General features: G+C 63.2%; 10 protein-coding genes. 7 read left to right on the forward strand and 3 right to left on the reverse strand.

What is annotated here, in order from left to right:
• Positions 1-166: 166 nt before the first annotated feature.
• Positions 167-733, forward strand: coding sequence for a flavodoxin family protein (locus tag J3U87_RS02460; RefSeq protein WP_237381440.1), 567 nt, complete (start codon positions 167-169; stop codon positions 731-733).
• Between the two features lie 250 nt (positions 734-983).
• On the opposite strand, the gene J3U87_RS02465 is transcribed toward J3U87_RS02460, so the two are convergent.
• Entirely contained in the window at positions 984-1,439 is a 456-nt protein-coding gene (locus tag J3U87_RS02465) for a DUF3291 domain-containing protein (RefSeq protein ID WP_237381441.1), read from the reverse strand.
• A 314-nt stretch (positions 1,440-1,753) separates the two neighbouring features.
• Between J3U87_RS02465 and J3U87_RS02470 the strand changes: the two genes are divergently transcribed.
• From J3U87_RS02470 to J3U87_RS02495, 6 genes are all read left to right on the forward strand, one after another.
• Positions 1,754-9,106: a right-handed parallel beta-helix repeat-containing protein gene (locus tag J3U87_RS02470; protein ID WP_237381442.1), complete on the forward strand. Its 7,353-nt coding sequence runs from the start codon at positions 1,754-1,756 to the stop codon at positions 9,104-9,106.
• A gap of 223 nt (positions 9,107-9,329) precedes the next feature.
• A complete protein-coding gene (locus J3U87_RS02475) occupies positions 9,330-12,224 on the forward strand; it encodes a two-component regulator propeller domain-containing protein (RefSeq protein WP_237381443.1) in 2,895 nt (964 codons plus the stop codon).
• Positions 12,205-12,939, forward strand: a complete 735-nt coding sequence (locus J3U87_RS02480) for a LytR/AlgR family response regulator transcription factor (RefSeq protein ID WP_237381444.1) — start codon at positions 12,205-12,207, stop codon at positions 12,937-12,939. The genes J3U87_RS02475 and J3U87_RS02480 overlap by 20 nt, the downstream gene beginning before the upstream one ends.
• An 84-nt stretch (positions 12,940-13,023) precedes the next feature.
• Positions 13,024-14,016 (forward strand): sensor histidine kinase, encoded by a 993-nt coding sequence (locus J3U87_RS02485; RefSeq protein ID WP_237381445.1) that lies wholly within the window; start codon positions 13,024-13,026, stop codon positions 14,014-14,016.
• Positions 14,009-15,355 (forward strand): sigma-54-dependent transcriptional regulator, encoded by a 1,347-nt coding sequence (locus tag J3U87_RS02490; protein ID WP_237381446.1) that lies wholly within the window; start codon positions 14,009-14,011, stop codon positions 15,353-15,355. Before J3U87_RS02485 ends, J3U87_RS02490 begins: the two co-directional genes overlap by 8 nt.
• Before the next feature lie 524 nt (positions 15,356-15,879).
• Positions 15,880-16,200, forward strand: a complete 321-nt coding sequence (locus J3U87_RS02495) for a DUF2834 domain-containing protein (RefSeq protein ID WP_237381447.1) — start codon at positions 15,880-15,882, stop codon at positions 16,198-16,200.
• 63 nt (positions 16,201-16,263) lie between these two features.
• On the opposite strand, the gene J3U87_RS02500 is transcribed toward J3U87_RS02495, so the two are convergent.
• Together J3U87_RS02500 and J3U87_RS02505 are read right to left on the reverse strand one after the other, a co-directional pair.
• The gene (locus J3U87_RS02500; protein WP_237381448.1) at positions 16,264-16,689 is read right to left on the reverse strand and encodes a DUF1761 domain-containing protein; all 426 of its coding nucleotides are present in this window, start codon (positions 16,687-16,689) and stop codon (positions 16,264-16,266) included.
• Between the two features lie 535 nt (positions 16,690-17,224).
• Entirely contained in the window at positions 17,225-18,058 is an 834-nt protein-coding gene (locus tag J3U87_RS02505; protein ID WP_237381449.1) for a helix-turn-helix domain-containing protein, read from the reverse strand.
• Positions 18,059-18,209: the final 151 nt, after the last annotated feature.

Genomic DNA, 18,209 nt, shown 5'->3' on the forward strand with positions numbered 1-18,209 from the left:
TGTGGAAGATATTTCACTTGTGCGGTCGTTTTAATTTGCTAGAGTCCCTCCTATGGTTGGATGAAACACGTCATTTCGGTACCTCTCGGCGAACGGCCGTGTCGTCCTTCCCTGCGGGCATGTCGATTCCATGATCGGGTGCGCCGCGAGATCCCAAGGAGTTCAAATGATTCAGATTTTGGTAACGAGTATCAGTGATTCTGGCTGCACGGACAAAATGGCCGCCAAGATCGCTGAAGGCGCACGCGAGATCAGGGACACCACTGTCATTACCAAAACAACCGAGACGGTGACGACCAACGACTTTCTGGAAAGTGACGGAATCCTTTTCGGGACACCGGTTCATATGGGTGCACCCGATTGGCGTATCAAGAAGCTGCTCGACACCGTAATCGCGCCGTTGTGGATGCGCGACGAGATGGTCGGCAAAATCGGTGCGGTGTTCGCCACCGGGAGCGGATTCGGCAAAGCCGGTGGCGGTGCCGAACTGGCCATGGTTTCGATGCTCAACACCCTGGCCGAACTCGGCATGATCATCATCCCCCTGCCCAAGAACACGCCGGGCTACGCCAAGGGAGGGATTCATTGGGGACCCTACGCGCGCACGGGAAACGACGAGCAGGAATCGATCGGCGTACAGGATGATCAATTGGAGGCGGCCGCGTGCCACGGGATGAACGTGGCGCGTGCAGCCCTGGCGCTCCAAAACCAAATCGTGTTTCACCACTCGTGAGCGCGGGAATGCCCGCCCGGAGCGGGCGGGCGACCACCAAGCGTGGATGCCGTTCATCCGAACACAGGGTTTTTATGAAAAGGCTCCCCTGAATCGGCCGGGTATCCAATGCGAATCGGAATCGGCGTCAGGTATCGGCGATTGACCTAAAAACAGGCATCTTGCCGAGACCTGACGCCGGAGGCCTGGTCGCGTGCCCATCCGGGCGAACCAGCTTGGCGATTGCGATTTATTCGTTTCTGGATGGGTACTAGGTTGCGGGTGGATCGAAGCGTTTCTTGAGGGTGAAGGCCTTGGCGGAGGGGCCTTCGTCCGCCAAAAGCGCCAACCGTCGTTTCCCTTCGTATTCGTCCGGGATCACCCCGGCCTCGACCCACCACAAGACCAGGCTGGGCTGGCCTTTCATGCGCTCGAACCACTGAAGGCGATCCGCGAATACCTTGACGTGGTCCGTATGGTAGGTGAATTCGAATAGGGAATCCGGGTCTTCCCAGACCGACATGTTGATGATCATGTGGGGGTCATCGTAGGGGTTGATGTCGGTGCTGTTGCCCGAATCGGATTTGAGGCGCCACACGAAACCGGGGGCTCGTTCGGCGAGGGCGTTGATGGTGTCCAGTTGGGTTACGAATCCCTGCATTCTCGGATCGTCCAAGGGATACAGGGCGCGGGCCACATTGTACTGGGCCAGGTGGTACGTAGTCATCGTTCTCGCTCCGTTGGGTTTGAAAGGCAAAAGTTCAGCATTTCTAAGAACATGTACATATGATAACGAAGTCGTGGGGGAAAAGTCTGAAGGCTTTCCTCGCCGATGGCCAGGGGTGAACCCGAGATGGACAGGCGCCATCGGGCAGGCGTTGGGCGGGGGGTGACCGGCGTCACCGCCTTCGCCGATCTCCGCCATTCACGACGGCCTTTCTGCCGTTCACGACACGGCGCCTTTCGCTGCCTCCAGCCGAGGGTGAGATTTCCGATAGCGAGCCCGCTATCGGTCGGCTCGCAATCCAGGAGGTATCGCTCATGTCCGCCGCGTTCGTTCGTATCCTTATCGTTCTGGTTCCCACATTTCTCATATCCCCTGTCGCCTTTGGCCAAGCCCCCCGAGTAACCGATTTTCTGCCTACCGGTGGCACGACCGGTACCACCGTCACCCTGACCGGCACCAATTTCCTGCCCACCGTGGACACCGAGGTTTCGGTCCGCATCGGCCTGGTCGACGCCGAGATCCTGAGCCACACCGACACGGAACTCCAAATCACCGTGCCGGTGGGCGCCACCACCGGGGCGATCACGGTCACCACCGAGAATGGGACCCACACCACGGGTCGGGTGTTCCACGTCCTGTTCCCGCTCGCCGGTTCGGTATCGCTGCCCGTCGGATTGGATCCAACCGATTTCGACCTGGTCGGCACTTTCGGCGTGGGCTCGCTCACCGGCTCAAGCTACTCTGTCTCGGCCAGCGCCAGCGATGATTCGATCATCGCCGCGGTTCCCAAAAACGGCGACGGCAACATCTTTCTGGGTCGCTATTGCCCTGACCGCGACACGAGCGGCCCCGTGATCGATGCGGCCAGTACCGCGTTGGCGCTGTTGCTCAACCAGCCGTTTTTCGTGACGGACAACCCCCAGCGTTACGCCTACCTGGCCGACCTGGCCACCGGCAACGCCACGGTCGGTCAGAAACTGAGTGAACTGGAAGCCCTGGTCGAGGAGCACTGGGTCTTGACCTCGGACCCGCTAACCAACCAGGCGGTGATCGACAAGGTCGCCGAAGCGGTGTCGGCCCTGGTCGATATCCTGCCTGCCGATTCCCATTCCGATCTGAGCGCCTCGCGCAAGTTCGATGGCCGCGTGCAAACGCTGGGGACCGATTGGCTTACGCCGAAATTCCAGGACGGTTCGCCGCCCGGTGTGGCGGTCGCCGCGCCGGACGGCCTGCCCTCCGACTGGGTGATCAACGTGGCCCGCATCGACCCGGAACAGGCTGCGCTGGACAACGGGCTCAACAGCATTCTGGCGCTCGAGAGCACGGCCTTCACGCGCGAGACCTACGCCCAGCTCGGCATCGTTCCCGCCAAACAACTTTCGGCGAAAATCGATATCGTGTCGTTTGCACTGGACGCGCTCAGCCAGAGCCTGATCGGCGACGGCGAAGATCCGCTGAACCTCCAGAACGAGGACGATGCGATCTACATCCTGCGCATGTACAGCGGTGCGGTCATCGATACCAGTCCCAACGACGAGGACAGCACGCTCATGGATGCGATCGACAGCACCGCCTCCAGCGTGGCCACGCGCGACAAGATCACGGCCACGGCATTGAACCTGACGATGGTCGTACTGGACGCGCTTTCGCTGTTCGACAAGACCGGCGACCACGCCCTCGTGGGTCAGGCCTTTCGCGATATGGTGAGCGGCGGGTACACGGTCTCCTACAACATGATCAATACGCTGGTGACCGACATCGAGAGCGGGGCCGTCAGCGATACGGCCACCATCGCTTGGCGTGTCGGCACCACCGCGTTGGAAATTTGGAAGGAAATGTTGCGGATCAAGGCCCTGGCCGGTCTCGGCGCCGCCCAGGGCAAGCTCGCCGGGTTGATCTCCAAGCTGTGGGTTCCGCTGGAAGTGCTGTCCAAGATCTCGACGGTCGGTAAGATCGGCGAGCGCACGGCGGCGCTGCTGGGCACCTCGCTCGGCCCCAACGTCACGCCGCTGGAATCGAGTCTGGTATTGGTGGGCGACCCGCTGGCGCCCAAGATCACCTCGCTCAATCAAGTGGGCTTCACCTTGGCCCCCGGCGATTCGCTCACCCTGACCGGCCTGCGTTGGTGGACCGCCGCTCCCGAAATGAACAAGATCTGGTTCGACACCACCAGTGCGCCCGGTGAGTCGCTGTCCGGCGATGACCTGACGCTTACCATTCCGGAGAACCTGAGCCCGGGTACCTATACCCTGGCCGCCTCCAGTCCGCGCGGCGGGCCACGCGCCTTCGCCACGCCGGTCACGGTGCAACGCCGCCCGCTGCTGCAAAATCGATCCCCGTCCAAGGGCTTCGCCGCTGCCGGCGCGAAACGGGGCGCCGAGCCTTTTGCGGACTTCGCGGGCACACCGGTCACCATGCACGGCAGCTTTTTCGATCCGGCCAGCGATCCCGCCGACATGGTCCTCTTCGGCGAAACCGGCGCCGTCATCAGCGGCGTCGAAACGACCGAGATCACCGCGCGGGTGCCGGCTGGTCTCGATCCCGGTCCCACCGAAGTGTCCATCAAGGCCGGTGATTCGGAATTGGCCAGCGCGGCCCTGGAGTTTCTCGTGTTGGATGCGCCCGTTCTGACCGCCATCAGCCCGACCGAAGCCAAAGGGTTCGCCACCCTGGTGCTTGACTGCGAAAACCTTTCCGGCGTCTTGGAAGAGGTCGTGGTGCGCTTCGGCTTCACGGGCGGACCCGTCGACGTGGCGCCGATTTCCACCGACGACAAACGCCTGACGGTGCGCTTGCCGACCGCGGTCCCCGAGGGTGAGATGGCCTCGGTCACGGTGTTGACGCCCGCAGGCGCCAGCGCGTCGATGATGGTGACCCGCCTGGCCGGACTCACCGACGGCACCACCTTCACGGTGGGCGATTTAAGCGCCGCCCACGCACCGCTGGACGGCGTGATCAGCCTGGGCGACGCGATTTTCTACGCCGATTTCGAGGGGCACTTCATCGATAGCGGCAGTTTCGACGACGAGAACCGCTTCGAGCTGACGACCGTGACCCTGGATGACGAGGACAACGAAGTGGGTCGCGAGACCACCCTCGAAGCGGTGCCCAGCGGCTTTACCCTCTACGAACCCACCGGCGGCCACGAATGGCTCCATCGCCGGACGCGCACCGTTCGCGAAGGATCCGGAGCCGTGCTCGGCGATACGGGGTGGGTGGCCGAGGAGAACCTGGACATGGCGCCGTTCGGCACGCCCGAAGACGGCGATTTGGGCATCGTCGATTGTGGCCGCACCTTCACCGATACCATCAACGTCCCGGCCACCACGCCCGGGACCGCCGGTGGTTCGCTCGAGTTCGGCTCCATCGCCGGCGGCCACGACATCCTTCAGGGAACGGGCGGTAAGCCGACGATCGACGACACCTCGCTGGGCGTGCTCGGCAAGGGTCAGGTCATCAAGGACCTGATCCTCTCGGGCGGGACCCTGACGATCGCGGGGACCGCGGGCGAATTCACCGGATTGGAGATCAGCGGCGCCTTGGGGAAGGGCATCGAAATTACCGGTACGGGGCACAAGGTCGAGGCGAGCGTGTTCGAGTGCTCCGCCGAGGGTGTCAAACTCAGCCCAGGCGCCGCCTACAACGAGCTGGACATCGTCTCGGGCGGCAACGCCATCGGCCTGACGATCGACGACGCCACCAACAACCGGGTCACGGGCAGCATCGGACTGAGCGCGAGCGAGACACCGCTCACCAACGTGCTGACCGGATTGTTGATGCGGGCCAGTGCCAACGCCAACGTCCTGAGCCTGACTCGGGTCCACCAAGCGCTGAGAGGCTACGCGATCGATCTCAACGGCGCGGCCGACAACCAGTTGACCGTGACTTCGGTAGACTGCACGCTCGGCGCCAAAGGCGTGGTGTTCGGCGCCGAGATGGGCATGGAGACCTCCTCGCCCGTGACGGCCAACACCCTGAAAATCGGTCTTCTGGAGGGTGCCGACGGTGCGGGAATTCTCGTCAATCGGGCCGACGCCAACGTGATCGAAGACTTCGCGATCGAGGCCTGCGGCGGCAGTGGCATCTTGATCGAGGGTCCGATGGTGGCGAGCACCGTCCTGCGCAACGGCACGGTCGGTCAGCTCGACGCCGCGGGCGACGACCGCCAGAACGGGGCCTGGGGGATTTCGGTTTTGGCCGCGGATCTCACCGCGATTCAGGATGTTCGCGTGGGCAACAACGGCGAAGGTGGCGTGCAATTGAAAGACATCGCGGCCACGAAGGCCGGACCGACCCTGCTCCAGGACGTCAGCGCCGAGGGTATGGCGCCGCCCGTACCGAAACGCGGCATGCCCACCGTCGGTTTCGCCATCGACAACAGCAGCGGCGTGGTGTTGATCGACGGGTCCAGCGAGGGCTACGAGATCGGCCTGCGGATCAGCGGCCCGATGGCCGCGGATAACCAGGTCTACAGCCTCGATCCGGATGATCCCAGCACCTACGACGGCAGCACCGTCGGTGTGGTGGTGTCCGACGGTGCTTCCGTCAACCAATTCAGAAATCTCTTGGTTACGAAGGGCGCCACCCACTACGAAGTGGGTTTGGGCTGCGACCTCAACCAGTTCACACGCTGTACCGCCACCGGCGAAGCCGGCAGCGAGTTCGGGTTCCACCTGACGGGCGCCTCCCAGACGATCCTGAACGGCTGCCGCGTCACGGGCACCACCGAAGCGGGCTTGGCCGCCACCGACGCCCAACAACTCGAGGTTTTCGATTTCGCCGTACACCAACCGGAAAAGGACGCCATGCGGTTGTCCGGGGTGATGGCGGCCCAGATCGGCTCCGACGCGGCGGGCGGCGAAGTCAACCTCTCGGCTTTCGGTCGCAACGGTATCCATCTGTTGGACTGTGCCGACATCTCGATTCGCAACACCAACGTCTACGGGCGTGACGACGGCACCATCACCGGGGTCAACGGCATTCAACTGAGCGGCGCCACCATGGGTGTGCACATCGGCGTACCCGGTACGGAGGGATCGGTCGCGGTCAACGGTACCAGCGGCAAGGCGATCTTTCTCGACAACGACACGGTGGACGGCATCACCGTTCGCAATGCGTTCATCGGTGCGCTGGGCGATGACTTCGGCTTCGTCCACGGGCCCATGACGGCCGGCAACACGGGCTACGGCATCTTCAGCGACGGGGCCGCCTCGGTGATCGTGGGTGAACCGCTGGGGATATCCCGCAACACGATCAGCGACAACGCGCTCGGCAACATCTTCGCTTCCGGCGCCGACGGCGGCATTTCGATCATCGGCAACACCATCGGCGACGGCCCGGGCGTGACCCCCGTTTTCGGCATCCACCTGACCGACGGCCTCGGCTTGGCCACGGTGCGGGACAACCTGATCGAAGGATGTGCGACCGGTGTGTTGATCGATGGCGGTGCGCACGACACGCGCTTCGCCAACAACGACATTCGCGACAACACCGGCGACGGCGTGACGGTGGACGGCGCTTCGACGAACCACAACAGTTTGCGCGGCAACCGCATCACCCGCAACGGGGGCAAGGCCATTCGGCTCGTGAACGGCGCCAACGACGGGATTCAGGCGCCCACCGTGACCGAGGTGATGAGTTCGCGCGGCCGCGTTCAGGGCAACATTCCCAGCGGGCTCGACCCCGGCGCCGAGGTTCATGTCTTCGCCGATCCCGACGACGAAGGGGCGACCCTGGTCGGTACCGATCTACCCAAGAACAACCGCTTCATCACCTTCTCGCGCATCCCGGTCGGCATGAAGATCACGGCGACCGTCACCGACGCGGTCGGCAACACAAGCGAGTACGGCGGCTTCTCGGGGAGCGGCGCCGGCAGCGCACCCGGGCTTTGGGTGTTCGCCTCGAATCGTCACGATCCGGGCGGCGAGATGGACATCTATCGCTTCTTCGCGGGCGAATCGGACCCCTCGCGATTGGTCTCGAACCTGGAAGAGGACACCCGCCCGCGTCTGGCCCCCAACGGGACGGACATCGCCTGGTCGGCCCGGCGTAGCGGTACCTTCCAACTCCACCTCCGCGACGGCGATGGCAGCGAAACCGCACTGACGAGCGGGAGCGGCGACAAGACCGACCCGGCGTTCACGCCCGACGGCTCGACCCTGGTCTACACCAGCGACGCGTCCGGAAACCTGGACCTGATGGAACTGGACCTGGCCGCGCCCGAAAGCCCCCGCGTCCTGCTCGCCACCCCGGCCGACGAGTTCGAAGCGGTTGTCGCGCCTGGCGGCAATCTGGTCGCCTACGTGTCGAACGCCGCGGGTAACGCCGACATCGTCATCGCCAATCGCGACATGAGCAACCCCGTCGCCGTGACGACCCACGCCGCGGTCGACGACCAACCGGCCTTCTCGCCCGACGGCGGGTCGCTGGCCTTCGTCAGTGACCGCGACGGTAATTCCGAAATCTATCGCTACGACCTACTGACCGGCGAACTGACCCGATTGACCGAATCCTCGGGTTGGGACAGCGATCCGGTCTGGACGGGCCTCGGCGCCCAACTGCTGATTCGCGCCAATCGCGGCCAAGGCGATGAAATCTACCTGCTCGATGGCGACAGCCGTGCGCTGGGACGCCTGACCCTCTCGGACGGCGACAACGCATTCGCCGATGCGGGCATACGCGCGGTCGGCGCTCCGGGCATCACGGGTCAGGTGACCGTGAACGCCGTACAGGGTGTCCCGCTGGAGTTGAGCCTCGATCACCTCACGATCACCGCCGCGAAAAGTGCCGTGGGTGAGAACCGCGTGCTGCGGGTTTGGGATGGCGACGATTACAGCCGCGACGGCCAAACGATTACGCCGGACGGTGACTTCGTCGGCGACCTGTCGGTTCCGGTGACGGTCGGCGAGGCCGGTACACCCAGCAACCTCTTTCTGCTCACCGTTTCGGTGACCGCCTCCAGCGTACCGATCATCACCGCCCAACCGGAGAGCGCCGACTTCTGCGTGGGCGCCGACCTCACACTCTCGATAACGGCCATGGGCAGCGGAACCCTGAGTTACCAATGGCGCAAGGACGGCCAGGAGATTCAGGGCGCCACGTCACCCAGCTACAGTGTGCTCGGCGTGACGGAACAGGATTCGGGGGACTACGACTGCGTCGTGACCTCCGACGGGGGCAGCCTGACCTCGGACACGGCGACCGTTACGGTCGAGGCCTTCGCGGTGCGCGTCTCGCCCGAGCAACAGGTCCAGGGGCTGGCCCCGATCGTCGTGGAAGCCGAGCCGCGGTGTGAGTCGGGTTCCGTGACCTGGAGCTGGGTCGATCTCGGCAGCGGTCTGGAAGTGGGCGACACGGCAACCTATGCACCGGCCCAACCGCTCGCGGTCACCACCACCTTCGCGCTCACCGCGGCCGACGACGGCTCCGGCGCCGAAGCGGAAGCCACCGCCACCGTGCTGGTCGCCGCCGACTCCCAATACCTCGACCTGAACGGCGACGGCTGCAACACCCTGGCCGATCTGACCTTGCTCGCCTCGCAGTGGTCCGGCCCCACCGCCATGGAGGACGACCCCAGCGGCGACGGTACCTTCGACGTGCTGGACCTCTTCTACATTCGCGTGGATGAGGGAACCGCATGCGACACCGGGTCTCGATCGTCTCCGTGAAGTGCTACCCTCGATGGCGAAGCCGCCGCCCGTCGGCTTCGCCATCCCCGGCCAGCCCGGATCCATCTCTTTTGAATGTTTGGGGTGCCCGCTTCGATTTGCTTCAAACTCAAAATCCAGTCCCTTGGCCTAGGCATTGAATCTGTCGTGTAAGATAAACATCAACACCTGTCGCCTCACCGCAACCGTTCCCACCGGATCGAACCGAAAGTGACGGAATCCCATGAAATACTTCTGGCTTTTGTGGCTCCTTCCCACCCTGCACGCCCAGGAACTGGTGTTTCGCGCCTACACCCCGGAACAGGGAATGTCCCACACCACCGTGCTCTGCAGTTACCAGGATGCGCAGGGGTACATGTGGTTCGGCACCTACGAAGCGGCGAACCGCTTCGACGGACATCGGTTCGTCGACCCCCTGGCCGAGTCCGAGCGCAAGGTGTCGCGGGTACGCCGATTTACCGATGACGGCCACGGCGGCCTGTGGTTGGCGACCCACGACGGGGCGCTCCGCCTGAACGACGGCAAGACCGAGTTGTGGACCTCGGCTCACGGCCTTCCCGATGATTCGGTCTACGAAATCGTCCGAACCGAATCCGGTGCAATCTGGTTCGCCACCCGGCGAGGTCTCGGCCGCCAGGACCCCGACGGCGCCTGGCACCACTTCTCCGAAGCGGACGGGCTGCCCGCCGAACACATCCAGCGCATGATCCTGAACCGCGACGGCACCTTGTGGCTGGGTACGGCCAAGGGGCTCTGCCTGTTCGACGGCAGCCAGGCCGAGCCGATCGCGCTTACCGGTCTCGACGAGGAACCCTTCGTCTACAGCTTGTTGGTGGATGGTTACGACCGTCTCTGGATCGGTAGCGACCAGGGTCTCTTTTCCCTGGACGATCGCGGCCTCCTGGCCTACGGGGCGGAACACCGCATGCCTTCGCCGGTCGTCTACGGCATCGGCGAGGACGACCAGGGCGCGATCTGGATCGGCACGGACCGCGGGGCCGCCTACAGCCAGCCCTTGCAGGACCCGGCGCCGGTGCCCCGCTTCCGGCTCGTCAGCGATACCCACGTGCTGGGACAGACCACCGTCTACAACATCGACCGCGATCGCGAGGGCACGCTCTGGTTCGCCACCTGCCTGGGCCTCTTCCAACTGGTTGATCGCGCCGTGCTGGCGGTGAACTTCCCCCGCAACCGATCCGACGGGGCCATCCAGTCGATTCTCGAAGACGATTCGGGCCGTTTCTGGTTCGGTACCGATCGCGGGCTGATTCGCATGGAGAACGGCCAGGCCGACGATATGGCCGACGCCTTCGGGTTACCGGATTTCTTCGTGAACGCCCTGCTGGAAACCCGCGATCGCGGCCTCTGGATCGGTACCCGCAAAGGAGCGCTCTACCTGAACGAGGATCGACGCATCCTGCTGGACCGCGAAAAGGGCCTGCGCGACGACTACGTCATGTGTTTCTCCGAGGACGAGGCCGGCGGCACCTGGCTCGGGACCCTGCGCGGCGGGCTGCACCACTACGACGAGGACGGGATCATGCAGATCTCGGTCGATCACGGACTCTCGGCGGAGCGGGTTTATGCGCTGACCACCGACGAGACCGGCACCCTGTGGGTCGGCACCGACCACGGCTTGAGCCAGGTGAGCGGCGAGCGCGTCGTTTCGGTGCTGCGCGATCTACCGGGCAAGGAAGTGCTTTCGTTGGCGAGCGATCGCAAGAGTACGTTGTGGATCGGCACCAATCGCGGTCTGGCCGCGATGAAGAACGGCCAACTGCGCGTGTTCACCCGTGCCGACGGGTTACCCGACGAGACATGTCGTTCCCTGGCCGTCGATGAGTTCGACCGCATCTGGGTCGGCACCTCACGCGGGCTTTCCTACTTCAACGGCAGCCGTTTCAATGCCTTGCACGCCGTATCCGCGACCGATCCGATCGAGTCCACGCTGGGTGGCTTCTTCCGCGACCGCAGCGGAAATCTATGGGTCGGTCATCACCAGGGCGCCGTGTTTCTCTCGCCGGCCGACATCGACGCGGCCGTGATCCCGCCACCCGTCCACCTGACCGGTGTGTCCGTGCTTGGTTATCCCCTGGATGGCAGCGACGACCTGACCCTCACCTACAACCGCAATCAAGTTACTTTTTCCTTTGTGGGTTTGGCCTTTCGGGCGCCGAACCAGGTTCGTTACCGCACCATGTTGGAAGGGCACCAGTCCGAGTGGCACGAGCACCATACGCGGCAGGTCATGTACACGGGACTCGATCCCGGCAAGTATCGGTTTCGGGTCGCGGCTCGCAACGGGCAGGGCCTTTGGAGTGCCGAGGAAGCCGTCGCCACGTTCGAAATCCTGCCGCCGTTTTGGCGGACCTTCTGGTTTCAGGCGCTCGTGGTGGCCTTCGGGTTGGCCTTGCTGCTGGCCTACCTGCGCCACATGCGCGGCCTCAATCGTCTGCTGGTCCACGAGAAGGAGCAGTTGAGCGTGCAGGTCGCCCGCGAACAGGCCGCCACGTTGCATCGCGAAGCCGAAATCAAGCTGCTCCACTCGCAGATGAACCCGCATTTCCTGCAAAACACCCTGGCCAGCAACATTTATTACATGCGTTCCTCGCCCGGCAAGGCCGAGCAGATGTTGCTGCGTCTGGCGGGTCTCTTTCGCAACACCATGCGTGCCAAGAGTCACGTCTGGGGAACCGTCGCCGAGGAACTGCAAATCATCGAAGGGTACCTGGACATTCAGCAATACCGCTACAACGAGCGTCTGGCCTATCGCATCGACTGTCCCGATCCCTTGCGGCGGCGCGCCATTCCCACCTTCGTGTTGCAACCGTTGGTGGAGAATGCCGTGGGCCACGGATTCCGCGACACCATGGAGACCCTCACGGTCGAGGTCGTCATTCGCGAGAGCGCCGCGGGCTCGTTGGCGATTTCGGTGAGCAACAACGGTGAGCCGTGGGAGGGATCGCTGGACGACCACCTCCGGCCGGGTCACGCGTTGGACAACATCGCCAAGCGTCTGAACCTGCTGGACCAGGCACCGTTGGCTCATGTGTATCGCGATGGCCGGCATCACTTTTCCTTCACGGTGGGGGGCGACGGTGAGAACGCTGCTCATTGAGGACGAGGACGGGGCTCGGGCCTACTTGCGCGGTTTGCTGGAGGGTCACGACGACGTCGCGGTGGTGGGCGAGGCCGAAAACGGGCTGAAGGCGATCGAAGCGGTCAACCGGCTCGAGCCGGATCTCATTTTTCTGGACGTCCAGATGCCGGTGTTGAACGGCTTCGAGATTCTGGGCTACTTCAAGCACCACCCGATGATCGTGTTTTGCACCGCTTTCGACGAATACGCGATCAAGGCGTTCGAGGTCAACGCGTTGGATTACCTGCTCAAGCCGGTGGATCCCCATCGGCTGAGCCAGTGTCTGGAGAAGATCCGCCAGGAGTGTCGCAAGCGGGATTCGCTGCAGGCCCTTGCGTTGGAGCCCGACCGGACGCGTAACCTGGTGTGCCGTCGCGGCCAGAGCTACCATTTGGTGTGGTTGCGCGAGGTGTGCATGATTTTCAAGGACGGTCGGTACACGGCGGTGCGAACGAGCGAGGGCGGTCAATACTTCCTGGACCTGACCATCGACCAGGTGGACGGCAAGATCTGCAACGATCACTTCTTTCGAATCAACCGGGCGACCATCATGCGCCGCGAGGCGGTGCGTCGTTTCGGTGCCTTGCCGAACGGCAACGGCGAGCTGGAAACCGAGTGGGGCGAGTCGCTGAGCATCAGCCGCGGGCGCCTGGCCGAATTCCGCCGCTGGTTCCAAGGCGAAGCCGTGGAGTGAGCAGCCCAACCACCCGCGATCGAAACTGGTGTTATTCTTGATATCGATGCCACCTGGAAAACTCGATCTAAGGTTGGTGAGCCCATGATTCTGCCTCCCGTTTCTCCCGACGAGTCCTTTTTCTCGCGCTATCGAACCGGCATCCGCATCGGCTTGGCGGGACTGGCGCTGGGCCTGGTCGATACGGCGTTCCTTTTGTACCTCGGTCTCGATTTTTCGCTCTCGGGCCAGGACGGCACTCTCTTTTTCGGCATCTACCTGGCCATGACCTTCGCCACGCTGGGGGTGCTCGGCGGCGTGCTTTTCGACAACCGACGCCGCGATCTGTGGGTCAGCCGCCAACAGGAACTGGGCCTCGCCCAACTCAACGAATTCCAGGCAAAAGTCGCACAATCCGAGAAGCTTGCCTCGTTGGGGCAAATGGCCGCCAGCCTCGCCCACGAGGTTCGCAACCCGTTGGCCGTCATTCGCTGCCAGGTCCAAAATGCCGCCGAGGACGTCGCCGAGGGCGGGATACCCTCGGCTGCCGACCTCGACGCGATTCTGGATGAGGTCGATCGGCTTTCGCGTTCGGTCGATGCGATCGTCGGTTTCGCGCGGCCCCTGGAGCCCCACAAGGAACGCGTCACCCTGGGCGGCATGCTCGACCGCATGGCTTCGCTCTCCAAGGCGCTGTTGCGCGAAGCGCCCGCGCGGATCCAAGTCGATCCGACAAGCGAACCGCAGGCTTCGGTCGAGCTGGATCCGGACCTGGTGTGTCAGGTGGTGCTCGGCCTGGTGGCCAACGGTGCGGCCATGTGCCGGACCAACGGCACCATCCGCCTGCATGCCCAAACCTCCCAAAACGAAGTGACCTTTTCGGTGGAAGACGACGGGCCCGGTGTACCTAAAGAATTGCGAGAAAAGATCTTCCAGCCGTTTTTCACGACTCGGGAGAACGGCCACGGTTTGGGGTTGGCGGTTGCCCAACAAATCGCGCGGGCCCACGGCGGGCGGCTTTCGGTCGGCGATGGCGGCCTCGGCGGGGCCCGTTTCAGCCTGCAATTGCCCCAACCCGCGGGGGTCGGCCGTGGTTGACCGCATCATGATCGTCGACGACGAACGCACCATGGCCCACGCCATCGCCCGCACGCTCGAACGCAAGGGCTACCAGTGCCGCACCTTCTTCGACGGGCACGAGGCGCTCGCGGGTTTCGACCGAGAAGGGGCCGATCTGGTGATCACCGACCAACGCATGCCGACCATGAACGGCGTCACCCTGTTGCGCCACCTGCGGGAACGGCGGCCCGAGCTGCCGGTCATCATTCTGACGGCTTACGGGGATGTCTCCCGTGCCGTCGAAGCGATGAAGGAAGGGGCCTTCGACTATCTGACGAAACCCTTCGACAACAACGAGTTGCGAACTCTTGTCGGGCGTGCGTTGAAGCTGAACCGCCTGGAACGCGAGAACGATCGATTGCGCAAGGCGTTGACCGGCGACGATCGCGAGGTCCTGGCCGAGAGCCCGGCCATGAAGCAGGTCTTGGCCCTCGTGGACCGAGCCGCCGACAGCGATGCCACGGTGCTGATCCTGGGCGAGAGCGGCACCGGAAAGGAAGTCATCGCGCGGCGCCTGCACCTGCGCAGCACGCGTCTGGATCGCCCGATGGTGGCGGTGAACTGCAAGGCCTTCGCCGAGAGCCTGCTGGAAAGCGAACTGTTCGGGCACGTGAAGGGCGCCTTCACCGGAGCCCAAACCGCCCGCACCGGCTGCTTCGAGCGGGCGCACGACGGCACCCTGTTCCTCGACGAAATCGGCGAGATCAGTCTTTCCTTTCAGGCCAAACTGCTGAGAGTGTTGCAGGAACGGGAGGTGGTTCCGGTGGGCGGGGATCGCGCACGAAAGGTGGATGTGCGCCTGATTGCCGCCACCAATCGCGACCTGCGCGCCGAGATGGCGGCGGACCGGTTCCGCGAAGATCTGTACTTCCGGCTCAACGTCATCCCGATTCAGCTACCGCCGTTGCGCGACCGGTCGGAGGACATCCTTCCGCTGGCCGAACGTTTCCTGGATGCCCATGCCCAGCGCACCGGCAGGGCCCACCACCTCAGCCAGAGCGCCTGTGACCGGCTGATGGCCCATCCGTGGCCAGGCAATGTGCGGGAGTTGGAGAACGCGGTCGAACGGGCCGCCGTGTTGGCGCGCGAGGAGCGAATCGAGGCCGAGGACCTTCTGTTGGAACGACTTGTGGAGCCCGGACCAAAGAAAGGCGAGGTCGAGATCCCCAGTCTCCAGGAGGCGCTCGATCGTGCCGCGGAACGCTGTATCACCGATGCGTTGAAGGCGGCCGACGGCCGTAAGCGCGACGCGGCCCGCCTGCTGGGCGTCGACCGAACCACGCTGTACCGCTTCATGAAACGGCTCGACCTCTCTTGACGTGGCATTGCATACAACCCATGTGTGGATGGGAGATGTCCCGGGCCATCCCTACAGGATTGGCCGCGAACGAGGACCAAACAGGCATTCGGTCGACCGCGGATGATGCGCATCCCACCTTATCGCCAGGTTGGGAAGGACCTGCCCAGGGTGGTACCTTTGGAGTGACCCTGGGCAGAGTCCTCGAGATACCGACCTGAGAGACGTCGTAGATCTGCAACCTTTCGTGTTGCAGGTCTGCAACATGGTGCGCTTCCGCCTTGGGTCCGCTAACCCAGTTGACAGACACCGGCATAGCCGCAGTCGGAATCGTCGGTGTCTCGATCCGGGACTGAAACAAGGTTGCGCTAATCAAATCAGTCGGTTACGCGTTTTGATCGACCGTCGATACGACTGACCTCATCGCTTGGAACAAAAAATCGCGTCGGATTTCGTGTGGTCGCCCCGGTGGCGTCCCGGTTGCACTTTCCCATGGCCGACAACGGTTCCCCCGATACCGGAACCGCAACATTGGAGGATGACTCATGTGGAAACGTGTCTTACTTTTTCTCGTCCTGGGCGATTTCGTGTTCTTGACCATTCGTGCCACCCTCGAGTTCGGGTACATGGGCGTGATCGATTGGTTCATGGCCAACGCGGCCACGCAGCTTCTCTTCGCCGACCTGACCATCAGCCTGGTGTTGATCTCGATTTGGATGTTCAAGGACGCCCGCGTCAAGGGGCGCAACGTCTGGCCCTACTTCGGGGTGACCCTTCTCTTCGGTGTCGCGGGTCCGTTGATGTACCTGCTGTTGGGTCAATTCGACGAGGCCACGCAGCAGGCGCCGGCTCGTGCCGCGAGTTGAGTCGATCATCGTCCGTTGGCGGGAGGGTGGCCGGAGCCCCCTCCCGATCCGGGGTCGAGGTGGTCAGCTCGCCGGCATGGTGCGCGTCCAGGCACCCAGCACGGCGCCGGTGATCACCAGCAGCACCAGGTTCAGCCCCTGATTGATCAGGGTGAGCTGGAGCGGTCGCAGCGAGAACATATCCTTACTGACGACGTCGGCGAATACGAAGGCCAGGGCGAAGAGGGCGCCCATCATGGCGCCCTTGGCGGCGCTGTCGATCGAGAGCTCTCGAAACAGCCAGGCCGTGGCGTAGCAGGTGAGCACCGCCATCCCGAGCGGAACCAAGTAGATGACGGGGTTGGTCGACGAAAAATCCTCGGCCTTCAGGCCCTGCAGTTTCATCCAGGGTTTGGCGAACAGCAGGTTCGAATACCACAAGGGGGGCACCAACTGGTGAACCACCACGAGTACCCAGACGGCCGCGTGGTTGATCGCAAGCGTTTCCATGTTCTTCTCCTTGTTGGGATCGCAAGGCCGCCGGGCCCGCGATACACGCGGCAGTGGTTCCGATCCCGCGACCCGCGTTTTCCCCGGTGCCCCATGAAGATGGAGTAAGGCGGAAGCGGGACCGAGACGAACCAGCCGCGCCATCGGCGGCTCGACGACCTCACGCGGCCTAAATTAGCGAGGAGGTGCGGTGGAGGTCTTGTAAAAAACCGACATCGGGGGAGGGAGCTTCGTAGGTATGGAGCTGGTAATGCGTAAGTCTTTTTTTACCACTGAGTTCACAGAGATCGCAGAGCATGACGCAGGGTGGATGAAAAAGTTGGGTCCCGCTAATCATGGAAGAAATGCTCTTGAAAACCAAAAAAACGAGGAAAATCAAAACATATTGCTTTTATGTATTTAGAGAGATTGATCGGCTACGATTTTTGATTGGTTTCGATCGAAGGTCCTGACCTCCGTTTCCTCCGTGACCTCCGTGGTAAAAATCCGAAGCCACCACAGCTCGGAATGAAAAACGATCGATTGGGGGCCAACCTCAAAAAGTCGGAATGAACTTGGGGTCGAAGATCTGGGCCTGGCGATAGGCGGTGGGCGTGATGCCCGTGAACATGCGGAACTCGCGGGTGAGGTGTGCCTGATCGTAAAAGCCCAGGCACTGCGCCACATCGGCCCAGCTCCTGGCCGAATCCGGGGCTTGCAGCGCCTGTAACAGGTTCTGGAACCGGAAGATGCGATGCAGCTTCTTGGGGGAGACGCCCACATGACGGGTGACCAGTCGTTGGGTGTGTTTCTCGCTGTAGCCCAACTCCCGCGCCAGGCGCCGTACCGAGTTGGGTTCCGCCAGGTTGGATGGCTTGGAAAGGTACCCGACCGCGTAGCGAATCAGGGGATCCATCTGCGTATGTTCCTTCATGCGCTCCCAAAGTAGGTTTTCGAAGAGATCCAGCTTGGCGTCCGGATCGGGGCGTTCGGCCAACTGTTCGCGAATCCGATCCACCCAGGGCCCCAGAATCAGGTCCAGGTCGACGATGCGGTAACGGAGTTCGTCCATGGGAAACCCGAAAAAGGGATAAGCCCCGCCCGGATGAAAGCGGAACCCCATCAAATCGGTGCGGCCCTCGGGCTCGATCATCAGGTACTCTTCCTGGGTGCCGACGATCCAGGCCTTGCGCGTGTGATAGAACTTGGGCGTCTGCTGCTCGGGGTCGTCCTCGTAGACGCGATAGGGCGGGCCGAAATTGAGGATCAACTCCATGGTACCGTCGGGGATGACCTTTTCCCGGCGATAGAAGAGTTGACCGCGGACCAGCCAGATCACCTGGACGAATTGCGACAAGGGAAAGCGCGGCACGCGCATCTGGACTTCCATAGGGGCTCCTCATGGGGTGGCAGGTTCCATTCTACCGGAATCGCCCGGGTTCGCCGTAGCGGGAATGGGTCCGTGGCGGCTCGGAATCGGAAGGAGCCTGCCTTGCGGAGGGAGTTCGCGCCGACGGTTCACCCGACCGCGGGCCCACCGG

Source organism: Sulfidibacter corallicola (assembly GCF_017498545.1).
GTDB lineage: Bacteria > Acidobacteriota > Holophagae > Acanthopleuribacterales > Acanthopleuribacteraceae > Sulfidibacter > Sulfidibacter corallicola.

Coding starts and splice junctions, on each gene's coding strand:
- J3U87_RS02475 (WP_237381443.1), top strand. CDS start 9,330: ATGAAATACTTCTGGCTTTTGTGGCTCCTTCCCACCCTGCACGCCCAG.
- J3U87_RS02460 (WP_237381440.1), top strand. CDS start 167: ATGATTCAGATTTTGGTAACGAGTATCAGTGATTCTGGCTGCACGGAC.
- J3U87_RS02485 (WP_237381445.1), top strand. CDS start 13,024: ATGATTCTGCCTCCCGTTTCTCCCGACGAGTCCTTTTTCTCGCGCTAT.
- J3U87_RS02495 (WP_237381447.1), top strand. CDS start 15,880: ATGTGGAAACGTGTCTTACTTTTTCTCGTCCTGGGCGATTTCGTGTTC.
- J3U87_RS02465 (WP_237381441.1), bottom strand. CDS start 1,439: ATGACTACGTACCACCTGGCCCAGTACAATGTGGCCCGCGCCCTGTAT.
- J3U87_RS02505 (WP_237381449.1), bottom strand. CDS start 18,058: ATGGAAGTCCAGATGCGCGTGCCGCGCTTTCCCTTGTCGCAATTCGTC.
- J3U87_RS02470 (WP_237381442.1), top strand. CDS start 1,754: ATGTCCGCCGCGTTCGTTCGTATCCTTATCGTTCTGGTTCCCACATTT.
- J3U87_RS02500 (WP_237381448.1), bottom strand. CDS start 16,689: ATGGAAACGCTTGCGATCAACCACGCGGCCGTCTGGGTACTCGTGGTG.